Annotated in this window: 20 protein-coding genes and 2 pseudogenes; 9 read left to right on the plus strand and 13 right to left on the minus strand. The window is 67.5% G+C overall.

Annotated elements, in window-relative coordinates; all coding sequences use genetic code 11:
* Positions 1–211: 211 nt before the first annotated feature.
* The 6 genes and pseudogenes from ABL57_RS14555 to ABL57_RS20850 form a co-directional block, all read right to left on the minus strand.
* Positions 212–580 (minus strand): annotated as a pseudogene (locus ABL57_RS14555) (transposase); the annotation flags it as partial.
* A gap of 7 nt (positions 581–587) precedes the next feature.
* Entirely contained in the window at positions 588–998 is a 411-nt protein-coding gene (locus ABL57_RS23110; RefSeq protein WP_238986071.1) for an IS110 family transposase, read from the minus strand.
* Between the two features lie 36 nt (positions 999–1,034).
* Positions 1,035–1,676, minus strand: a complete 642-nt coding sequence (locus tag ABL57_RS23115; protein WP_238986072.1) for a transposase — start codon at positions 1,674–1,676, stop codon at positions 1,035–1,037.
* Positions 1,677–1,912: 236 nt separating this feature from the next.
* Positions 1,913–2,409: pseudogene (locus ABL57_RS23120) on the minus strand (IS5 family transposase); the annotation flags it as partial.
* An 18-nt stretch (positions 2,410–2,427) separates the two neighbouring features.
* A complete protein-coding gene (locus ABL57_RS14570) occupies positions 2,428–3,126 on the minus strand; it encodes a hypothetical protein (RefSeq protein ID WP_047804201.1) in 699 nt (232 codons plus the stop codon).
* A 128-nt stretch (positions 3,127–3,254) separates the two neighbouring features.
* Positions 3,255–3,842 (minus strand): hypothetical protein, encoded by a 588-nt coding sequence (locus ABL57_RS20850; RefSeq protein ID WP_152683412.1) that lies wholly within the window; start codon positions 3,840–3,842, stop codon positions 3,255–3,257.
* Positions 3,843–4,472: 630 nt separating this feature from the next.
* Between ABL57_RS20850 and ABL57_RS14580 the strand changes: the two genes are divergently transcribed.
* The 3 genes from ABL57_RS14580 (at position 4,473) to ABL57_RS14590 (ending at position 9,374) form a co-directional block, all read left to right on the plus strand.
* The gene (locus tag ABL57_RS14580; RefSeq protein WP_152683413.1) at positions 4,473–5,387 is read left to right on the plus strand and encodes a hypothetical protein; all 915 of its coding nucleotides are present in this window, start codon (positions 4,473–4,475) and stop codon (positions 5,385–5,387) included.
* Positions 5,384–7,594 carry an RHS repeat-associated core domain-containing protein gene (locus tag ABL57_RS14585; protein WP_152683414.1) on the plus strand — a complete coding sequence of 737 codons (2,211 nt, stop codon included), beginning with the start codon at positions 5,384–5,386 and terminating at the stop codon, positions 7,592–7,594. Before ABL57_RS14580 ends, ABL57_RS14585 begins: the two co-directional genes overlap by 4 nt.
* 961 nt (positions 7,595–8,555) lie before the next feature.
* Positions 8,556–9,374, plus strand: a complete 819-nt coding sequence (locus ABL57_RS14590) for a DUF2382 domain-containing protein (protein WP_047804204.1) — start codon at positions 8,556–8,558, stop codon at positions 9,372–9,374.
* 944 nt (positions 9,375–10,318) lie between these two features.
* On the opposite strand, the gene ABL57_RS14595 is transcribed toward ABL57_RS14590, so the two are convergent.
* The 3 genes from ABL57_RS14595 to ABL57_RS23410 all read right to left on the minus strand — a co-directional run bounded on the left by ABL57_RS14595 (position 10,319) and on the right by ABL57_RS23410 (position 12,951).
* Positions 10,319–11,305 carry an IS481 family transposase gene (locus ABL57_RS14595; protein WP_047804205.1) on the minus strand — a complete coding sequence of 329 codons (987 nt, stop codon included), beginning with the start codon at positions 11,303–11,305 and terminating at the stop codon, positions 10,319–10,321.
* A gap of 425 nt (positions 11,306–11,730) precedes the next feature.
* Positions 11,731–11,976: a hypothetical protein gene (locus ABL57_RS14600; RefSeq protein ID WP_047804206.1), complete on the minus strand. Its 246-nt coding sequence runs from the start codon at positions 11,974–11,976 to the stop codon at positions 11,731–11,733.
* Between the two features lie 333 nt (positions 11,977–12,309).
* The gene (locus ABL57_RS23410; RefSeq protein WP_047804207.1) at positions 12,310–12,951 is read right to left on the minus strand and encodes a PepSY domain-containing protein; all 642 of its coding nucleotides are present in this window, start codon (positions 12,949–12,951) and stop codon (positions 12,310–12,312) included.
* 181 nt (positions 12,952–13,132) lie between these two features.
* Here ABL57_RS23410 and ABL57_RS14610 point away from each other — a divergent pair, with 181 nt between their 5' ends.
* From ABL57_RS14610 to ABL57_RS14625, 4 genes are all read left to right on the plus strand, one after another.
* Entirely contained in the window at positions 13,133–13,654 is a 522-nt protein-coding gene (locus ABL57_RS14610; RefSeq protein ID WP_152683415.1) for a hypothetical protein, read from the plus strand.
* Between the two features lie 1,029 nt (positions 13,655–14,683).
* Positions 14,684–14,857, plus strand: coding sequence for a hypothetical protein (locus tag ABL57_RS21955; RefSeq protein WP_238986073.1), 174 nt, complete (start codon positions 14,684–14,686; stop codon positions 14,855–14,857).
* Between the two features lie 126 nt (positions 14,858–14,983).
* On the plus strand, positions 14,984–15,778 hold the full coding sequence (locus tag ABL57_RS14620) for a GAF and ANTAR domain-containing protein (protein ID WP_082157473.1): 795 nt from the start codon (positions 14,984–14,986) through the stop codon (positions 15,776–15,778).
* Between the two features lie 242 nt (positions 15,779–16,020).
* Positions 16,021–16,275 (plus strand): hypothetical protein, encoded by a 255-nt coding sequence (locus tag ABL57_RS14625; RefSeq protein WP_152683416.1) that lies wholly within the window; start codon positions 16,021–16,023, stop codon positions 16,273–16,275.
* A 443-nt stretch (positions 16,276–16,718) separates the two neighbouring features.
* On the opposite strand, the gene ABL57_RS14630 is transcribed toward ABL57_RS14625, so the two are convergent.
* The 4 genes from ABL57_RS14630 to ABL57_RS14645 form a co-directional block, all read right to left on the minus strand.
* On the minus strand, positions 16,719–16,931 hold the full coding sequence (locus ABL57_RS14630) for a hypothetical protein (RefSeq protein ID WP_203225640.1): 213 nt from the start codon (positions 16,929–16,931) through the stop codon (positions 16,719–16,721).
* 227 nt (positions 16,932–17,158) lie between these two features.
* A complete protein-coding gene (locus ABL57_RS14635) occupies positions 17,159–17,563 on the minus strand; it encodes a hypothetical protein (protein WP_152683417.1) in 405 nt (134 codons plus the stop codon).
* A 386-nt stretch (positions 17,564–17,949) separates the two neighbouring features.
* The gene (locus ABL57_RS21960; RefSeq protein WP_152683418.1) at positions 17,950–18,624 is read right to left on the minus strand and encodes a hypothetical protein; all 675 of its coding nucleotides are present in this window, start codon (positions 18,622–18,624) and stop codon (positions 17,950–17,952) included.
* A gap of 13 nt (positions 18,625–18,637) precedes the next feature.
* Complete coding sequence (locus ABL57_RS14645; RefSeq protein ID WP_047804213.1) at positions 18,638–19,801, minus strand: glucose-1-phosphate adenylyltransferase family protein; 1,164 nt, start codon at positions 19,799–19,801, stop codon at positions 18,638–18,640.
* A gap of 274 nt (positions 19,802–20,075) precedes the next feature.
* Here ABL57_RS14645 and ABL57_RS14650 point away from each other — a divergent pair, with 274 nt between their 5' ends.
* Both ABL57_RS14650 and ABL57_RS14655 read left to right on the plus strand, forming a co-directional pair.
* Positions 20,076–20,909 carry an aldo/keto reductase gene (locus tag ABL57_RS14650; RefSeq protein ID WP_047804214.1) on the plus strand — a complete coding sequence of 278 codons (834 nt, stop codon included), beginning with the start codon at positions 20,076–20,078 and terminating at the stop codon, positions 20,907–20,909.
* A gap of 168 nt (positions 20,910–21,077) precedes the next feature.
* Positions 21,078–21,434: a hypothetical protein gene (locus tag ABL57_RS14655; RefSeq protein ID WP_047804215.1), complete on the plus strand. Its 357-nt coding sequence runs from the start codon at positions 21,078–21,080 to the stop codon at positions 21,432–21,434.
* Positions 21,435–21,516 lie beyond the last annotated feature (82 nt).

Consider the following 21,516-nt stretch of genomic DNA (forward strand, 5'->3'; position numbering starts at 1 on the left):
CAACCAGGGCCCACTGTGCATTTCCTTCTACGGCTTGGCGGGTGTCTGTGCCAGCGCTTCGAGGGGGGATGTTCTCGTTCTGCGGCTGTGCATCCATGGACTCAATAAGCTCCGGCGATGGATGCTTCCAGCCGGCGCGGTTGAGGTCGAATACGTACAAGGCAACCATGCCCACCAGCCCGAGGAAACTGCCCAGAGCTAAGACCTGGTCTCATAACTCCGCTGCCTGACGCAGCCTACGGACGTTGATGAGTGTGACGGCGAGCAGGAGCAGCGGCAGCAGCGTGGCTGCAGTGCGGTCGTAACGGATCGCGAGGCGCTTGAACCGCAGCACCCAGGAGATGGTCCGTTCCACGACCCAGCGGTGCCGGCCCAGGTGGGTCTTGGCTTCGATTCCGCGCCGGGCGATCCGGACCTTGATGCCTCGCCGGTGCAGGTAGCGGCGGCACCTCGGGTAGTCGTAGCCCTTGTCCGCGTGCAGCTTTTCCGGCCGGCGGCGGGGTCGGCCCGGACGACCGCGTCGGCCGCGCACACTCGGGCTGGTCTCCAGCAGCGGCTCGAAGAGTTTGCTGATGCTCCTATAGTCGTCAACCTCTGATTTCGCCGGTCGCGGGCCTGACTTGGATGAGGTGGTAGACCTCGCGGATGACATAGCGCTTCAGGCAACGGATGATGTCGCGTTTGGCTTTGCCCTCAGCAGTGCGGCGGGTGACGTAGGCGATGGTGGGTTCGTGGAAGCGCATGCGCACGATGACAGTGCGGTAGATCGCTGCGTTGAGCTGGCGGTGCCCGCCGTGGTTGATCCGGTACCTCCCAGTGCTCATGCCCGAGGACGCCGGGATAGGGCTGATCCCGGCCATCTTCGCCAGTGCGGCCTCGGAGTGGATCCGCTCGGGATTGTCACCGACCACGATGAGGATCTCCGCTGCGGTGTCGACGCCGATCCCGAAGGCGTCCACCAACTGTGGTGCTGTCGCCATGACGAGTTCCTCGATCATTTCCTGCAACTCGTGCGCTTCTTCCTGCAGATACAGCTAACGTCGGGCCAGGGAACGCAGTGTGTGCCGACTCGCGTCGCCCGGCGTCTGGAGGGTCTTCGGGCGCAAGGCGGCCAGGTGCCGGGCGAGCATCACCGGGGTCTTGCCGGTCACCTCCCGACGCAGCTGTTCCGGGGCGTGCACCAGCACCGATTTGAGCGTCACCATGGCCGAGGCACGGGCCTTGACCGCAGTGCCGTGGGCGATCTTGAGCTGGCGGATCATTTCCACCGACCCATCGGCGGACTTCGGAACGGCCGTGGCGTAGCCGGTCAGCACCGCCCTGGCGGCGTTCTCCGCATCAAGGGTGTCGGACTTGCCGTTGAGCCGGCGGGTGCGGCGGTCAGGGCGGTTGACCTCCACGACCTTGTGCCCGGCCCGGCGCACGAAGGAGGCCAGGGCAGTCCCGTAGGAGCCGGTGCCCTCGATGCCAAAGGCGATGATCTGCCGAAAGGAGGCCGCCCAGTCGAGCAAGCGCCGGTAGCCGGCGGCCTCGGTGGGAATGGTCAGGGTCTCGAGGATCCCGCCGATCGGGTCCAGGACCGCGGCGACGTGGAGGTGCTTGTGCGTGTCGACGCCGATCACGACGTGGCCGGAGCGAGTGATGGGGTGCGACTGGGTCTGCGTGGTCACGGTCATGGCCTGTGCTCTCCTTGGGCGGATAGCGTGGTAGCACGCTGTCGCCGGCGGGTGGACAGGACTGTCATGGGGACGCTTCGTGAGGGTGCTCCAGGCTCCTTATCAGGTCACGCCCGTCCGGCGGCAGTGCTTGGTACTGCCCGGCCGGGCGGCTGACAGATCAGCAAGAAGGCACCCGAAGGGCCAGTCATGAGTATGGGTCAAGCCGCACCGGTCAGGACTTCCGAACCTACTCCTGGTTCGACCCTCACAGACTGACAGTCATGGACGTTCGCCGCCGAGGCCAGCACATGCAGGGGCAGGCCGTTCCGGTTGGTGAGCAGGTGGTACTTCGTGCCCGGTTTGCCGCGGTCGGTGGGGTTGGGGCCGGTCAGCTCGCCCCCCTTTTGGCCCGTACGGACACCGCGTCGATGCTGGCCCGCGACCAGTCGAGGATCTCCTGCTCGGAGAGCTCCTCGAGCACAGCCCAGTGCAGCTTTTCCCAGACCCCGGCCTCCTGCCAGTGTCTGAGCCGGCGTCAGGCGGTGTGCCCGGATCCGCACCCTAGGGCCGGCGGCAGGTCCCGCCACCGGCACCCGGTGTGGAGCACGAACAGGATCCCCTCCAGGGCCGCCCGGTCCTCAATCCTGGGTCTGCCACCGGGGCCTCGAGGTGGTGGCTGAGGCGGGATCAGCGGGGCGATCAGCTCCCACAGCCGGTCATCGACCATCCACGACTGCGTCCTCGTCGTCATGCAGGCACTGTGGAACACTCACCGATGAGCGGACAACGACCGACCGGGTTTTGAGACCAGGTCTAAGCTGCTGAGCCAGGCCGGACCCTGCTCCACTCCTTGCGAGCCGGCACCCAGGCCCAGACCCAAAAACACGGCCAAGCACCACAGGCCGAGCGCGATCACCACCAGCAGCCCCAGTCCTTTCCATCCCAAGGTTTTGTGGGTCTGTCCGCGCCGGAAAGCCTTGAGATCTTGGCGTTCCAGCGCTGTCCCGTCTGTGTAGGCAGTAGCGATCCGCTGGCGCTCATACACAGCATTGGCGGTACGGCCTACTCTTCGGCAGATCAGGAGCAGCAACGCCACCACCACACCGGTTTCCCACAGGTGATCCTCGATCAGCCGTCTCACGCTCAGCTGATCTGCGAGTTCGGCGGCCACCTGAAAACACTGCCCCGCGGTCCAGGCCAAGAGGAAAACCACCGTGGCCCCTTCAAGCAGCAACCGCCGCCCGGGGACAGCCTGTAGGGCGACCAAACGTCCCATGGCCTCGCGCTGGAGGCTCCGGGCCACGGCACGGTCCTGCGTCGAGACAACTGCCTGTGCCTGCTCCTGCCAGTATGCGATCTGATGGCGCAGTCGCGTACCGGCGGTGAGCTGGCCCAGCGCCCCGAGTATCCCGGCTACAGAGGCCACCGCCGTCAGGAGGGGGCCGAGGACATCAGCAAGTTCTTTCACGAGGGTCAGTATGGATCGTGGGATCTCACAACATCCGCACGGCGGCCCCTGATCTGCTCCGCTTGTCCTTTCGCCGGCCTTCTTGAGCGTTTCTCGCCGGAACCGTTGTCCATCTACCTGTTGGGCCTTCAGGGGCGGTGGGTGAACCAGGCGCGTACCGGAGCTTTGAATGCGGTGATTAGCCAGAGGATGTCGACGATGAGCACGGCCACGGTGAGAGCGATCAGCACGACCGCCCATCCGCCGAAGATGAGTGACCCGGCGATGCCGAAAAGGCTGCCAATGATGCTCACGATGGCGAAGATGATGCCGAGGATCCGGGCCCAGTTCCGGCCCTTCTTCAGCCCGGTGTAGATCAGGGCGTAGAGGCCCAGGGCGATCACCGCGGTGATGCTCGTGCCCAGCATGGAACCGCTAGCTTGGGAGGCTGCCATCTGCGCCTGCTCGGGGGTGAATCCGAGGTTCTCGTAGACCCCGGTCAGATCCACGGTAGAGGTGACAATCAGGGAGACCACGAGGTTGAGCAGGTAGAACCCGGCCGAGGCCAGGGTGAGTTTCAGCAGTCGGGCGTGCTGGGGCGGAGGCGCGCCCCGGGTGGAGCGGCCGTACTGGTCCTGGGTGGGCTGGTAGTAGGGCATGCCGCCCGGACCGGGGCCGCCCGGGCCGCTGTGAGGGCCAGGGGCGTCACCGGGGGTCTGTGGCGAGGACGTGGTCATGGCATGGGCTCCTGCATCGTGGCCACCAGCCCTCTTGGACGAGGCCGGAGTGGCCGGCGCGGCGGTGTTTCTCGGTGCCCACCCGCAGAGGCTGAGCCCTCCCAGTATGTGCATTTGCGAACATCTGCGCTGCACCAGAGCATGTCCCTACTTTGGTCACCGAGCTCTACCCCGAAAAGACCTCCGCAACGAACCAACATGTCCCTCCCAGGCAGGGCACGACGGGAATATCAGGCGGTAGGGCAGGCCTTTCAAGCCCGCTGGCGATGCTCAGCACCTGGGGTTTCTCGACGATATGCACACGTCGCTGCGCAGGCCTCCCCGCATCTGCGTCTTTGTGACGACCCAGTAGGGCATGGGAGGGCCTTGCCCTAAATTTTTCTTTGCATTAGTGAACGATGGTCGTACTGTCAGCCTCACCTTATTGGGCTGATAGAAAGACACCCCCCCATGTCGCACTCCCTTCGTGGTGGCGCCCCCGTGGCCCCACCACTTCCTTGTGTCCCGCCCGGCGGGCGTACCTCGTCGGCTTTCCGTGTCCGTGGTCTGGTCGCTGCGTCTTTGGCGGTCGTGCTGTCGGTGGGGGCTGCGGCCCCGGCTGCGGCGTTGCTGGTGCCCCAGGCGGTTCCGGTGGCTTCTTCCGATGTGCAGGCCACGCTCGGGAAGCTGGGTGCCCGCCCGGGGGCGACCCGTCTGCCGGTGGCGGTCACCGATCAGGTGAACGCCTCGGTGGATGTGGGCACGGGCAATCTGATGCTCCAGGTCGCCGGGCTCTCGGTGCCCGGGGTCGCCGGGGACACGCTGATCGGGCTCACTGGCAACTCGCTGTCGAAGGAGCAGTCCGAGACCACCGCCGAGCCGCAGCGTTTCGAGCTCACCGCCGGGGCCGCCGGAAAGCTCTTCAGCGTCTCAGGCGGGATGCTCTATGAGGGCCCGGACGGGTACTCGGCGAAGTTCACTCCCGTCTCGGGGTCCACGACGGCCTTCACCGCCCCGGCCGGTGTGAAGGCGGATCTGGTGAAGACCTCCACCGGCTACACCCTCACCTGGCGGTCCTCGGCCACCGTGGTGGAGTTCAACGCTGACGGGAAGACCACCTCGGTGGCTGATCGCAATGGCAACAAGACCACCTACACCTACTCGGGCGGGGTGCTGTCCAAGGTGGTGGGTACCCGAGGTGCTGCTGAGGCGAAGACGGCGACGATCAACACCAGTTCCACCGCGATCACGGTCGCCCAGTCGACCAGCGCGGACTATCGGGTGGTCAAGTTCGTCAAGGACGCCTACAACAACCTGGACGCCTATGTGGATGCCACCGGGGCCCGCACCGAGTTCGACACCTGGGAGGGGAAGGTCACCAAGATCACCACCCCCACCGGGGCGGTGACCGAGATCGCCTACGACGCCACGGACCGGGTCACCAAGATCACCCGGCACAACACCACCACCGGCTCCCTGGGGACCTCTCCATCACCCGCCTGGCGTACCCCTCGACCACCCAGACCCTGGTGGCGGATCCGAATACGAACCAGGCTTCTGCGGTGAGCTCAGTGCCGCGGACCACCTACACCCTCAACGCCAGCCAGCGGGTCACTGCGGCAACTGATGCGATGGGTCGGGCGGTGTCCAAGACCTACACCCCGGACTTCGACACCGCCACCGCCACGCAGGGCAGCGGGGCCACCGCCGGCACCACCACCAACACCTTCGGAGCCAACGACGGAGAGTCCTTGACCAAGTCCGCCTCCCCGGGCGGGGCCGCCGGGCAGGCAAAGTACGACAACACCGCGGCGAACACGAAGTACCTGGCGACCTCGGCCACCGATGACGCCGGCAACACCTCGACCTACACCTACAACGGGGCCGGCAACCCGCTGACCTCCACCGACGCGCTGGCCGCCGAGGCGAAGCTGACCTACAACGCGGACGGGACCGTGGCCACTGCCACCGCCCCGGGCAACGGCACCAACGCCACCCGCTACACCTACGACACGGACAAGCAGCTGACCCGCATCACCCCGGTCACCGGGGCCTCCCTGGGGGCCAAGCAGTTCACCTACGACGTGTGGGGGCGCGTGTCCTCGGCCACCGACGGGCGCGGGAACACCACCACCTACACCTACGACAACGCCGACCGGACCACGAAGATCGACTTCTCCGACGCCACCCCTGATGTCACCTACACCTATGACGGTGATGGGCGTCAGACCAAGCGGGTCGACCGGACCGGGACCACCACCTACGGCTACGACCAGCTCAGCCGGCTGATCACCCGGCAGAACACCGCCGGCGGCGGGCAGATCGCCTACGGCTACGACAAGGCCTCCAACCTGATCTCGACCACCGACACCCGCGGCACAACCCGGTACGAGTTCGACGCCTCCGGGACTCCCACCGCTCTGAAGTACCTGCAGGACGGCACCGAGCACACCCTGGCCTTCGCCACCGATGACCGCGGCCGGCGCACCGATACCTGGATGGACATCAACACCGATCGCACCTGGTGGGCCGCCCACACCCACACCGACTACGACACCACCGGGCGAGTCACCCGGGTGAAATCCACCAAGGGCTACGGCACCAGTGCGGTGACCGTGGCGGATCTGACCTACTGCTACGCGGCCAACACCACCCCCGCCAACGGGTGTGCGACCACCGCGGCGAAAGACCCGGCCAACGACCGGGCGAAAATCCAGTGGGTCAAGGACGCCGTGGACGGCTCGGCCACCGCCTACCAGTACGACGCCAAGGGCCAGCTCACCAAGGCCACACGCACCGGGGGCAAGTCCCCGAAGATCTACACCTACGACTACGACGCCCGCGGCAACCGCACCACCGCCACCGCCTCGGGCCCGTACCCGGCGCAGAACTATTCGTTCAACGCCGCCAACCAGGTCACCAACGGCGGCTTCACCTACGACGGGAACGGCAACATCACCGCCGACCCCAACGGCACCTACACCTACAACGCCGCCCAGCAGATGACCTCCACCACCCAGGCCACCGGCACCCACTCCTACACCTACGCCGGGGCCGATCAGAAAGAGCTCATCGAGCAGGGCACCGACGAGGGGTACTACCACTACGTCTACGGCCGGGAAGACCAGTTCGGCAACCCGGTGATCGAGCAGATCAATCTCTTCAACTCCACCGGCTACGTCGAGCGCGACCCGGTCACAGGGGAACCGCTGATGCTGCGCACCCCGACCGGCATGCAGTCCCTCTACGTCTACGACGGTATCGGCAACCCCCTGGCGCTGATCACCGCCGCCTCCTACACCGCCACCGCCTACAACTACGACCCCTACGGAGTGGCCACCCTCACCGAGAACTCCGGGGGCTGGGGCACCCCAATGAACCCCTACCAGTTCAAGAACGGGCTCTACGACCGCTCCACCAACATGGTCAAATTCGGGCTGCGCTGGTACTCCACCCAATGGGGCCGTTTCTCCCAACAAGACACCCTTGACGCACCCCTCGACCCGGCCAACGCCAACCGCTACGCCTTCGCCGCCAACGACCCCATCAATAACGCCGACCCCACCGGACAAGTAACAGGGGAATGTGTTTGGGATGCCACCATGACCGGCGTCTACGGGGGTCTCTTCATTGGTAGCGCTATCGTCGGTATGGCAGGCGCCCTGCCTAGTGGAGGAGGCTCTGTGGCGGGAGGAATCCTGGGAATGGCTTCGTCATTCGCTGCAATGGTTGACAAGGGGGAGGCGACAGGTGATAGCTGCAAGGAGGAATAAATAATGCGAACCTTCTCAAAAGTAATAGCTGCACTCCTGCTAATCATAGGCATGATTACAGCAATTGATGCCTTATTGCCGAATCCCAACACTGAAACAACTCAGCTGATACTTGGGTTAGTCATGGTGATCGCTGGGGCTTTAATAATCCGTTCACCAAGAAATACATAAACCAACTTAAAAAGTGGAAGGGTGTGTTCAAAATCCGGAACACACCCTTCCATCATTCTTTTTATCAAAACGCCCACACCTACAAGCTACGAACCCGTCACCATATTGAGCTCCAGGAGTTTCGAGCCACAACGCCTGAGGAAACCCGTGATCGCTTGGCGACTGATGCGCCAGTGGGCGTCATAAGGACCTGCTTGATGACCGATATCCGGCCATATGTAAAGCGGAAGGTGGCAACTCGCCTGCGTCCTCGTCGTTGCCGGTCCGATAAGGAGTTGTCCGGACGACCCGGAGGCAGTGATCGCATCCCGAATACAGGGCGCAGCTCGCCTGCAGGAGTCCCGGGCACGGGACCGCGGACACAGTGACAAGCATGCTTCCTATCGGTAGGCTTCATGCTTACGCTGGCCCTAGTGGCCGGTGTACGGGGTGATTGCACGGTCGGGTACGACGGTGCCAGCACCCCGGGAGCCTGCCGTTGCTCCGCGGTGAGGCTGTCGCCTCCGCGCCGCCAGCCATGACGGTGCGGAGGCGTTCCCCGGTGGGCATCAGCCCTGTGGGCCAACTTCAAAGACGCCACCCTGGATCAGCCGCGGCCGCCAGAGGCCGCGCGGCCTACCCCTGGCCACACAGAGGGTTCAATTTCGGCGAAGCCATTGATCAGCAGGCTGATGATCAGTAAACTGGAAGAAAGCGGTCGAACGCACCAACCCGCCCCCTCGGCGGGCACCGCCTGCGCCGGACTCCCGCCCGTGAGTTCGTGCCACGTGAATCATACGAAGGAGCTCTCATGGCCACCTACGACGTCAACACCCTTCTCTCCACTACCGCCTACGACTCGGACGGCGACAAGATCGGCAAGGTCGAGCAGGTCTTCCTGGACGACAATACCGAGGAGGTCACCTTCGTGACCGTCGACACCGGTCTGTTCGGCACCAAGGAGAGCTTTGTCCCGGTCGAGGGCGCCCGGCAGGACGGCGACCGCCTCGTGCTGCCCTACGCCAAGGGCGTGGTCAAGGACGCCCCGAACGTGGACGCGGACCAGCACCTCTCCCCGGCCGAGGAGGAGGAGATCTACCGCTACTACAAGATGAACTACTCCGGCACCGGCGACCGTGACGGCCGATACGCCACGGAGACCGATCGTCACGCCGTTGCGGCGGCCGGAACCGCCGGGAACGACCGGTACGCCGAGGACACCGCGGGGCGGCACGACACCGCCGCTGGGGCTGATCTCGACGACAACGAGGTCATCCGTCACGAGGAGCGCCTGCGTGTCGGCAAGCAGCGCGAGGAGTCCGGTCGTGCTCGGCTGCGCAAGTACGTGGTGACCGAGCACGAGAGCGTCGACGTCCCCGTTGAGCGCGAGGAGGTCCGGATCGAGCGCGTTCCCCTCGACGGCACCGAGGTCACCGGCGGCACCATCGGCGAGGACACCGTGGAGGTCACCCTCCACGAGGAGCGCGCCGTGGTGGCCAAGGAGACCGTGGGCGTGGAGAAGATCGAGCTGGAGAAGGAGACCGTCGCTGAGACCCAGCGCGTCGCCGCTGAGGTCCGCAAGGAGCAGGTCGAGATCGACACCGACACCGATCGTCGCGACCGCATCTGATTACACCCGATCGACTTTGGGGCCCCCGTCACCGTTGCGGTGACGGGGGCCCCGTCGTCGTGCCGGAAGCGGTTCACCCTGCGGCCCGCCGGGCACGGCCGCGTAGTAGACCAGGCCCAGCGGGACCACGTCGCGGTCGCCGCGCACATCCCCGGTAGCCCAGGGCGGGGGCCAGTGCCCCATGAGCATCGGGCCCAGCGCCACCCCACGTCCATGCACAAGAAGTCGGTGGACGTGGACAGCCACACGCCGGTGGACGGGGCCGATCGGACCGCGGCGGCCTGGGCCGCCGACGTGATGTCGGACCTCGGAGCAGCACCTCTTCGTGACTGCACGGGCTCCGTCCCTGACGGCACACCGAAGGGTCTGTCACACAACGAAGCACATCCCCTACCCATGGCCAGCTTGCTGCCTGGCGCCTACCCTGATAAGACGCTGTTCCGATGCACAGCGCCGCGGAAAGGCCCGGGGATGCCATCGGCGTCACCCCTCGACGGCCCCGCATGCCAGGTGATCACACCGGCACGGACGCGCCTTCCGCCCCTGTCCCGCGGGAAGGCGCGTCCCCCACCTACAGGACTGTTCGACCAACGGATAATCCTATTGGTGTGCAGCAGCTAAGGGGTGTTGCCGATCGATTGGCTCCAGCCAGTATTCGTATCGGTACAGGCGGGAAATACGCCGGCTCTTTTTGCCGGCAACGGGCGTAGGATGACGGCACGGATTTGTTCTGGTCCGAGGACGTGGTCCCTGTGGCTTTTTCCCGGGTTTTCCCTTCCTCAGCTACAGCATCAGCCGCGCCCGATCGTCCGATCCCGGAGCCCGCTGATGGGGCCGTCGATCCGTCAGGGGCGCGTGTACCTGCCGAGCAGACGGCAGCTCCTCGCGCCGTCGTAGCCCCAGCGCCGCCGCCTGTCCCGTGCGTCCCCGCTCCGGTGGCGGCACTAGATGTACTGACCGGACAGGTTGGTCAAGCGGGTGATGGGTGGTTTGTTCCCGCAGGCGGTGTGGGGGCGGTGGTGGTTGTACTCGTGGAGCCATCCTGCCAGGGCTTGTCGGCGCTCTGCCTCGCTGGTGTAGCAGCGGGCATAGCCCCACCCGTCGGCCAGGGTGCGGTGGAACCGCTCGATCTTGCCGTTGGTCTGTGGCCGGCGCGGCCGGGTGCGGGTGTGCCGGATCTTCAGCTCGGCGCAGGTCTCGCGCCACCGGTGCGAGACGTAGGCCGAGCCGTTGTCCGAGAGCACCCGCTGGGTGGTGATCCCGCGTGCGGCGAACCAGGCCACGGCCCGGGCCAGCACGGCGGTGGCGGTCGCGGCGGTCTCGTCGTCGTGGACCTCGGCGTAGGCCACCCGGGAGTGGTCGTCGATGACGGTGTGCACGAACGCGTGCCCCATCTTCGGGTGGTGGTACCGGTTCTTCGGCTTGCCCGCGGTCGCGGCCCGGTTCTTCTTGCCCTGCGCGCGGCCCACGAAGCGCCAGCCGCCACCGTCGGGAATGTTCCCGAGCTTCTTGACGTCCACGTGCAGCAGCGCCCCCGGGGTGGGGTGCTCGTAGCGGCGCACAGGCTCGCCGGTGGCTCGGTCGACATGGGTCAGCCGGTGCAGCCCGCACCGGGTGAGCACCCGGTGCGCGGTCGAGGGAGCGACCCCGGTCGCGGCGGCCAGCTGGACCGGGCCGATCCGCTTGCGCAACCGCAGTGAGACGATCCGGCGGGTGAGCGCGACCGGGGTCTTCCGGGGCATGGACCGGGGCCGGCTGGAGCGGTCGGTCATCGGTTCCCCGGCGGCGTACCGGGCCGCCCAGCGCTTCACGGTCGGCCAGGCGCATTGGAACCGGGCGGCGACCTCGGCGATCGGAACGCCCTGATCGATGACGAGCTGGGCGACCTGCAGGCGGTGACGCGGGGTCAGCGCGGCGTTAGCGTGGGACACGAGGGCCTCCTGTGCGCGAGCGGATACCTAGGCAGTTCCACTCCACCGCAGGAGGCTCTCCCCGCGCCACTGATCAGATCAGCGGATCACAACCACTCAACCAACGTCCCCGGTCAGTACAACTAGAGATCGCCTAGGAAGCCAGCCAGGCCGCAGAAGAGGCCGCTCCGGAGATCGAGCAGGCCGCTGATATTGCCGCCGTCGTCTCCCTGTGGACCTTTGCCGGTTTGCTGATCCGGGCGATCATCGCCTCGATCACAGGCCTGCTCAGCTCCCGGTCCGTGACTCGGGACCACACCACAGAATCTCAGGTGCGTGCCTCCCGCAGCTGATCAGCTACAGCAGGTGAGCGCTCCGGCGGCCCCCCGCATGGGCAAGCCCCGCCCGAGAAGTTCCTCGGGCGGGGCTTGGTCGCAGTGTGCGGGTCAGGATCCGTAGTTCTCGAAGATCAAGTCGTCGGTGTTCTTGTCCAGTTGCATGGCGCTGCTGTGCTGGATCAGCCGCGCCACCGTGGACGCCTCGCTGTCGGGCACCACGAGCAGGTACTCCTCCACTCCCTCATCAAGGGTCAGCTCGAAGGTGTACGACCCGGGCTGGCCCTCCCCGGCGTTGCTGCGGATCACATCGACACTGGTGACCCGTCGGATGTTCTTGCCCTGTCCTGCCGGCATCCGCTTCTCCTTCTCACGACGCCACGATCGTGGCGAACTCGGATAGCTCCTGCTGCGGGGGACTCGCCCCTCCGGTTGACCTCAATCGACCCGCACAGGACAACAGGTCATTCGTGACCGCTCCACTGCGCAGCACTGCGAACGCTACCCAATGGACAGCAAGCTGACCAGAGCTTTGGGAGGCCACGTTCCCCACCGACAGCATCCTAGGAAGTGTCCTGTCCCCACCGGGGGGCGAGGGGGTCTGGGCCTCGGCCAGAACCTATCGATCCTGCACAGGGGATTTCCTGCAACACCCTCAGGGCCAGTTGTCCCGGGTTCGGTCCGGTGAGCTCAGCGGTCGACCTTGAGCACGGAGCCGTTGTCGACGTTGATGTACACGTCCACGGAGGTGCCCTGGTCATCATCAGTGTCGACCTCCCACACGGTGGTGCCGTCCTCGGTGTCCAGCTGGGCACCGTCCACGGTGCCGTCCACCTCCTCCAGGGCGGTGCGCACGGCGTCCTCCAGTGGGATCTGGACCTGGGCGAGGTTCTCCCGGTCCTGCTGGTCGAGCTCGTCATCGCTCTCCTGCGGGGTGACCTCCTGCCCGTCGGCGGAGACCTCCACCTCCTGCTCCCGGTCCTCCACGGCCAGCTTCACCTCCCACCCGTCGCCGGCGTCCTTGCGGTCGATCTCGAAGACCTGTCCGCCGGCCACGGACTCCTGCGCGGCTACGACCGCCCCGGCCACCGCCCCGGCCCCGGCCGCCCCCGAGGGGGACGCCGAGGCGCTCTCGCCGGCGGTCGCCGTGCCCGAGGGGGTGGCCGAGGCGGTCTCGTCCGCGGCGACGCTCTCGCCGGCGGTGGCGGTGGACTCGGTGGTGACCTCGCTCGTGGCGGCCCCGCCGGTGGTCGCCTCACCACCGCCCGGGGTGCCCCCGTTGGCGCAACCAGCCAGCAGGAGGGCGGAGAGGGCCAGGGCGCTCAGGGACACAACGTTTTTATCAGTGTGCTTCGTAAATGATCATTGTGGCGGGGACCGCCCATCGGCGCAAGAAGCGCATCTGGCGCAAAGGGCCAGGTCACCGCCTGCCGCGCAGGTGACGCCCTCCACGGTCGCGGCGGGGCGTGTGAGAGCCTGGCTTTGTCCCCACTACTTTCCCGCTGGAGCCCCCATGAACGCTGCTGCGCCCTCTCCTGCCGTTGAGCATCTTCCGGTCGTCGACTCCTTTGCCGTTGTCGGGCGAATCCGCATGACCGCCGGGGTAATCCGGGCGCGTCTGGCGGTCGCCGTGCCGCAAGACACGCCGGTCGGTCCGGACACCCTGATTTCCGCGTTGCTGACCCTGGGTGGGCAAGTGCTGGAGGAGTACCGGCTCACCGATCAGCAGCTGCCCCAGGTGGAGGTCACCGCAGTGGAACGCGTCGAGACCGTCCCGGCGACCGCGGCCGCCACCGGGTTCACCGTCGGAGTCACCAACGACCTGGCGGCCCGGCGCTCCACGCTCGTGCTCGATTCGGACTTCCTGCTCGGCAACGACGGCGGGGTGCTCCTGGCGGCCGCCACGCTGCTGGCCGGAGCCGAGCACCTGCTCGATCCGGAGTCGGGTGGTCGGACCCGCCATACTGGGCGCAGGCACCAGCCCTCCTCGCCCCGTCGACGCCGCTCCGGCGGCCGGGGCCGCGGCCGCCGCTGAGTCCCCACCCCTCTCACATCGCCCCGGACGCGGACCGAGCCCCGAGACCCCTCGGCCAGCCGAGCGCCTGGTCAGGACCGGGCGGGTCGAGGACGGCGCGGTGGTCCTTGCTCCACACTCCGGCCTCTTGCCGGGCCCGCACCCAGCGCTGGCACGTGATGCCGAATCGGCCACGCGGCCCAGTGGGGCGTTTCTTCTGTGGCGTTGACTTCGGCGTCCACGAATGGAATCTCCTCCAATAGCACCCGGTCGCCGGCCCAGGACCTGCCGGTCCGCCCGGTTGTCGCCGATGCAGGGCCCGGAATCAATGGTTCCAGCAACTTCCTACGCCTGATCGCCGACCAGTTCCTGGGGTACCTTCTGCCTCGCCAGGGCGACCATGTTCGCCATCGGCTCGGAGGCCTCCTTGCGCCGCGCTCGAACTATGGAAGCTATTTCCAAGCCACCGCGTCGGAATCAGCACCATCTGCCCAAGGTCCACGGCGGGGGTGCGTCCGACGGGCGACTGCACCGCCGGCACTGGTGCGTCGATCGCTTTTCGCCACCATAGTGACAAGTATGCTTCCTATTGTTTAGGATGGGCCTAGCCGTGGACTTGTCTGGTCGGCGGCAGGGGTGATTGTGCTGCAGTGAGCGGTGCTGACAGCGCCCCGGGGGGGGCCATGCCGATGCTCACCGGTGTGGTGAACGTCTTCGTGGGTTCTGCGTGACCGCACGAAGGCGCCCTCCCCCGAGGACCCCGCGCCGGGAAGGATTCTGCGGCCGGTCGGCGCGGTGCAGTCGGTGGCGCTGAATCGCTGATCGCACCAAGTACTGCTGGTACCCTGCCTGCTTCGTTTCGTCTGCTTACCCAAGGATGTTGCTGCCATGTCTGCCCCCGTACCGTCGTCCTTGACCGCGGCCGCCGAGTCTGCTGAGACGGTGAGGCCACCGGCGCCCGCGGCGGGGCTGGAACAGACGCCGGAGGCGGCTACCGGCCGCACTACTTCGCCCCGGCGGAGGCAGGTACGGTGGCGGGTCGGGGATGCGGTGGAGGTCTCGGTCGGCGGGCTGATCCGTCATCGCGGTGTCGTGGAGGAGTCCGCCCCGGCCCTGGGGGTGGTGTGGATCCGGGAGCACGGTACTGGGACGCGGCTGCTGATCGACCTGGGCGAGCCCGGCGTCCGGCTGCGGCGGTGCGCATTTCCGCAGGCGCCCCGGTGAGTCTCCCGGCTCCGTCCGGGACCCGACCGCCCGGCGGAGCGTCGGGACCGTGGCCGTACCTGCCTCCTCCTGCAATATTTCTGTGCTGTGGCGCCGGAGCTGGTGCCTGATGAAAGGGTGTTGTCGATGATCGATCCTTCCTCGGTGGCCCACCGGGCGATTCCTTCCTTTCCGTCCGTGCCCACCAGCGCGGCCCTGCACCAGGTGCTGGCCGCCAGCGCGGATCTGCGGGAGTTTCTGGAGGAGTTCGCCCAGGTGATGGCCGCCCATTTGAGCTCGGAGGGCACCTCGGTGTGGTGCGCGGTGACCTTGCTGCGCGACGGGAGGGTGGGCACGGTGGCCAGCTCCAACGCCCGGGCCGAGGTGCTGGACGAGATCCAGTACGACTACGGTGACGGGCCGTGTCTGACGGCGGCCCGTCAGCAGCTGCTCGTGCACGTCCCGGACCTGGCGGCCGGTCCGTGGCCGGACTACGGGCAGGCGGCTGCGGCTCAGGGGGTGCGCTCGATCGTGGCCGCCCCGTTCGATCTGCCCGGCCCGGACAAGGCCGCACTGAACGTCTACGCCGGCACCGTCGACGCTTTCAACGAGGAGGCGATCGCTGCGATCACCCAGGAGGTCGTGGCCGCCTCCACCGCGCTGCGGCTGGCCCTGCGGCTGGCCAGGCACCAGGACACCGAGACCGACCTGGTGGCGGCGATGAGCTCGCGCACCGCCATCGACGTGGCGGTGGGCATCCTCATCGCCCAGCAGCACTGCACCCAGGCCGAGGCCTTTGAGCTGCTGGCCGCCGCCGCGGCCCGGCGCGGGGTGAAGGTCCGGGACCTGGCGGTCGAGCTGGTCAAGTCCATCACCGGGGAAGCACCCACCACCCACTTCAACACCCCCAACGCCCCGTGGGCGCAGCAACGCCCCGACTGAGCTCCCTTCCCCGGTCGGGAGAGCGGGCAGAGACAGAGTTTGGCGGGTCCGGTGAGCGGTGGTTACCCTTCTACTTGGTCGAGTAGCTGACCGATCCATGATCATGCTCAGCGAAAGATTCTCCCTATGCCTCCGTGCTTCCTGACGTTGCCTGCCTCAAACCCGTCTGCTGCGCTCATCGGCCATCCGCGACGCAGCATGGCAGGATTCATCCACCGGACGGTTTCGTCCGCGGTGCCCGCGTGAACGGGTTCGCCGGAGGCGGCCGCGCTGCCCTGCCGGTGGTGACCCCGCTCGAGCGGGTTCTCCGGTTGGGCCCGGACGATTCGTTCCCCGAGGAACTGCTGGACCTGCCCGTGGAGCACCTGCAGATCCTGCACAGCCGCATCTGCCGGCAGCTGGACCACGAGCACCTTTCCTTGGACGGGGCGCACCCGATCACCTTGGACCGGATGGCCGAGCTGCGCATCGAGTTCACCTCCCGCCTCGTCCGCTGAGCCTCGTTACGGCTCCGACGGGGAGACCGATTCACCCTGAAGCTTCGCCGGCCGTTCCCTCCTCGGGGACGGCAGGGCGGTCCCCGTCATGACGACGCCAACCCAACTCCGCGGAGATGGGCCGGCGTCGTCATGGTCCGCCCCTGGTGAGACCTGCCCCGAAATGGAAGGAAAGGGCGGACCCGGACCGCTGAACCGTGGTTCAACGTGCTGCGATGCTATCGCAGCACTGCAGCCCATCCACGGGTGGTCCGAGGAGTCCGCCGGGTGCGTCGCGACGTCGGCCTCGCCCCGGACTACCGCTACCCCACCGCCGGGCCCGCCCGCGGGGTCCGGCAGGTGTACCTGCGCCCAGGCAGCTCCCCCGGTCCCTCGCTCATCCACACCGATACCGCTCAGATCCAGGAGACCACCCTGTGGTGGAGCAAACCGGCAATCAGCTCTTACCCCTGGCCCGCTACCGAGAGCACCCAGGTGAGTCCGATCAGCCCCACCCCGGTGGTGCCCAGCACGATCACCGCCACCGCGACCGCCGCGGTGATCAGGGTCGCCCCCGCACCGGCCGGGGCATCGCCGGTGCGGGCCTCGTGGCCGACAATCACCATCAACAGCACGGCAGCCAGAACCAGCATCACCACTGCGATCATCAACACCACGTTGTCCTCCATCTCACGGCAGCAGTCACAATTTTTCCCTCGCAGCCGGGTCTCCAACGGACGTCCCACCAGGTGATCTTCGGTCCGGTCCGCACACCCACCCCGGGGAAAACGCCCCGACGACAGGGCACTTGAGATGGTCGGACCGGGGCGTACCACCCAACACGCCCGGCAGTCCGAGGGGGGGCTGCGTGCAGGCCCACCCGTGGGTGGTCGGGGCGACCGTGCTAGGCGGCCGCCACGGGCCCGGTGCCCAGTCGGTGCAGGGGGGAGACGCCCAGCAGGTCGGCCCCACCCAGGTGCACCGGGTGATGCTCTCTCACCCAGGCGCGCAGCGGATGGGAATCACCACCGACGGCCACCACCACCCGAGCCGCGACCAGGGCCTCGGCGCGCTCCAAGGTGGCGGCGTCGGGCGTGTAGGCGATCAGCACCCGGTCGAAACGGCGGGCCCTCTCGGCCTGGGCGATGGTGCCCATCCGCACTCCCCGGGACTTGAGCCGCCCCAGCTGCTCGATCACCGGCAGCTGGGATGCCTGCGGGACCACGATGGCCAGCGACGCCCAGGTCAGCTCGGCACTGTGACTGAAAACCCAGCTCGCGGCGTGGAACACCCCCACCCCCGCCGCCATGGGGGCAGCCGTATACGCCCGCGGATTGGCAAAGGCACCCCAGGGATCCACCGACACTACTCCTTTTCACTGTTCCTCTTGCGCCGTTCTATGGCGCATGCGTGGCCTCAAGCACCTTGCTAAGTATACTGTCTAGCGGTGGGATGTTCCGTCTCGGAGCCCCCCGCCGGCCTGTTTCCCGTCGTCACCAGGTGACCGCGGCGAGATCACCCTCAGTCGGTCCTGCTCAGTTGTCACGCCGTCCCATACGCGGGGGACGCAGAAGTCGGCGAGCAGGTGGCTTGCCCGATCGATGCGCCGGGCCGATCGGGGGCGTACCGGTGCCACAGGTGGCGCCCGGGCCGGCTCCCACCGGCGGGGTACACGGAAGTGCTCGGTGCCCGCGCTCAGGGTCGTGGGCCATCGGAAGGCAGATGGGCGGTAGCCCACCGGTGGAGCTGCCCGACGGCGTCAGGAGGCCACTGCAGTTGCCAGGTGAGGGCGAGCAGCGACTCGGCACTGAAGTGCCCGCCGTGATGATACAGGTGCTCCAGGCGTCGCAGCAGCATCTGCCACAGCCGCGGCGAGGGGGCCGCCCGGCGCTGGAGGCGGTGGGTGAAGTAGACCATCACCCGGCGCACCTCGGGCACGGGCAGCACCACCTCGGCCGGGCTCAGCACCGTTACCCCCAGCGGTGTAGGGTCGAAGGCGTCCACCCAGGGGGTGAGCACCTCGATGTCCGGGTCCACCACCACAATGGAAGTGGCGGTGGGGATCGCCTCGGCCGCCATCAGGCTCGCCACGGTAGGGCGGTCCACGATCAGGGCACCCACCCATCGATGCAGCCCCCCGGGGTCCCCGGCAAAGCCCACCGTGGCTCCTCGGATGCTCGCCAGCCGCAGGGGCCGGGACTGCTCCGGGGCCACCGGTTCCGGCAGCAGGATCCCGATCGAGGCCCAGCCGAGACGACCGGTCTGGGTGGCGGCCCACTCCCGGGCCCGCCCCCACCCTGTTTTCGCGGCCGCCGGGCCGGCCACATAGGCCCGGGGCCGGTCCCGCCGGACCGGAGGCGAAGGCGACATGACCGGGGGCTTTTCAGTGCCCGGCGGGCAGCTGCGCGGAGCGGTCGAAGTCCTCGGTGGTGGCCACCGCCCCGTCCGCACCGATCAGCGTCACCCCCGCCGCCGAGCCGCGGCGGCTGCCACCGGTGATCTGCGCCCCCACATCGGCCACGACATTGACCAGGCTCACCCCCGGGCCCACCCGCACCCCGTCCAGCAGCACCGAGTGGCGGACCGTGGCGCCGTCTTCGACCACCACGCCGGGACCCAGCACGGAATGCTCCACGGCGCCGCGCACCGTCGAGCCCGCCGCGACCATGGACCGGCGCACGTCGGCGCTACCCTCGATCCGGGCGGGCACCAGCTGCGGCTGGGCCGAGAGGATCGGCCAGTCCGGGTCGTCGAGGGTGACCCCCTCGCCGTCGAGCACCTGCAGGTGCGCGGTCCAGTAGGACTGGATGGTGCCCAGGTCCATCCAGTACCCCTGAAGGCGGTGCTCCACCACGGTGCGGTGGGCCACGAACCAGGGCACGAGGTCGTGGCCGTAGTCCTCGAGCTGCCCCTGCTGCTCGTGCAGCTCCTCCAGGGCCGCCAGCAGCTGCTGGGCGTCGTAGAGGAACATCTCCCCCGCGACGAGCCGGCCCGCCGGCTGCTCGGGCTTGTAGTCGAAGCCGGTCACCCGCCCCTCGCCGTCGGTCTGCACCACCCCATAGCGCGAAGATTCCTCGGCGACTTCGGTGGTGACCATGGTCAGGTCCGCGCCGTGGGCCAGATGGGTGTCCACGACATCGAGGAAGTTGATCGTGTAGAGATGATCCGCGCTGAGCACCAGCACGAGATCGGGATCGAAGTCCCGGATGAGGTCCTTCTGCCGGTAGATGGAGTCCGCGTTGCCCTCGGCGAAGCCCTCCCCCTCCGCGCCCTCGTACGGCGGCAGCACCTGCAACCCGCCGTGGCTGCGATCCAGATCCCAGGGCCGCCCGTTGGCCAGGTGCACGTTGAGGCTGTGCGGCAGGTACTGCTGCACCACCCACACGTCGGAGATGTGGGAGTGCACCAGATTGGACAGCGCGACGTCGACCAGCCGGTAGGTGCCGGCCACGGGCAGGGCCGGCTTCACCTTCTTCTCCGTCAGGACACCCAGCCGGGAGCCCTTTCCGCCGGCCAGCACCAGAGCGAGAATCCGCGGAACGCGCATATGCAACTCCTCCTTGTCGTCTTCCCGGAAGGCCACTGCTCTTCCGGCCCAATCGTCCCGCCGCGAAGCGCGCGACCGACTCGATCCCGTCGATGCACCCCACCCTCGAGGAGACATTCGAACCCGCACCAGACCGGCCCATTCGAAGCTCTACCCTGCAGGCCCTCACTATAGTAAGCTAGCTTACTATAGTGAGGGTGGGTCCGCCACCCTGATCTCGACGGTGATAGCGGCAGCGGCTCCCGCGATCCCCGCCCGACGAAAGGCACAGTCCATGCCCCACACCCCCACCTTGGACCTGCACGACGGCCACACCATCCCGCAGCTGGGCTACGGTGTCTGGCAGGTCGACGCCGACATCGCCGAGGACGTGGTGGGCCAGGCCCTGGCGGCCGGGTACCGGCACATCGACACCGCCATGATCTACGGCAACGAGGAGGGTGTGGGCCGGGCCATCGCCAACAGCGGCATCCCGCGCGAGGAGATCTTCGTGACCACCAAGCTGTGGAACGAGGACCAGGGCTACGACTCCGCCCTCGAGGCGATCGACGCCTCCCTTCAGCGCCTCGGCCTGGAGTACGTGGACCTGTACCTCATCCACTGGCCCACGCCCAAGCGCGGGAAGTACCTGGAGACCTGGAAGGCCTTCCAGGAGATCCGCGACAGCGGCAAGGCCCGCTCGATCGGCGTCTCCAACTTCCCGCAGGAGGAGCTGCAGGAGATCATCGACGAGACCGGCGTGGTCCCGGTGGTCAACCAGGTGGAGCTGCACCCCTACTTCAACCAGGCCGTCCTGCGGGACTTCCACGCCTCCCACGGCATCCTCACCGAAGCGTGGTCCCCCCTGGGCCAGGGCGGGGACCTACTGCAGGACACCGTGCTGAACCGCATCGCCGACCGCTACGAGGCCACCCCAGCCCAGATCGTCATCGGCTGGCACCTGGCGATCGGCAACGTGGTCTTCCCCAAGACCGTCACCCCCGAGCGGATCCGCGAGAACTTCGCGGCCCTGGACGTGCGGCTCGACGCCCAGGACGTCGATGTCATCACCGGGCTCGACCGCGGCCAACGACTCGGCCCGGACCCGGCCACCGTCGAGACTCCCTGACCGGTCGGCGCCCCCGGCCGTAGGGGCAACCGGCGCCACGCCCACTGCCCCTACAGCCGGTGCGGGCCCGACGCGCCAGATAGCACCGGTCAGGCGCCCGCGCCGACACGGAAAAACTCCGGGGTATCCAGCGGCCGGACTTTGCCACAAAAGAACAGGATTCCCGACATGCAACCAACGTTCACCGCGAACCTGGCCTCCACCGCCGAATACCCCACTCCAGCGATGCCCGTGATGGGGGTGGAGTTCCTGGAGGACCCGGAGCTCCGCACCACCGGCATCCCCAGCGGCACGGCTCACCCGGTGGCCTGGATCGAGTACAGCAAACCCACCTTTCTCGGCGCCACCGCCGGCCCCCACCTCGACGAGACCACCTCAGACACCGCTGATGGAACCTCATCGGTAGGCCGATGGGATCTGCGGGAAGCCGACAGTGTCATCCGTGGGGCCGGTTACCGTCGAGTCAGCGACTGGAAGCCCATCGAGCGCGGCACCCGACTGATGGCCTACATCACCCCGCGATGACCCACCGACAGCAACGCGTATCGGTATCACAGCGACCCCGACGGCACTCGCAACAATTGGCACAGCATGGAGGGGTCGCCCA

The organism is Kocuria sp. SM24M-10 (assembly GCF_001027955.1).
Taxonomy (GTDB): Bacteria; Actinomycetota; Actinomycetes; order Actinomycetales; family Micrococcaceae; genus Kocuria; species Kocuria oceani.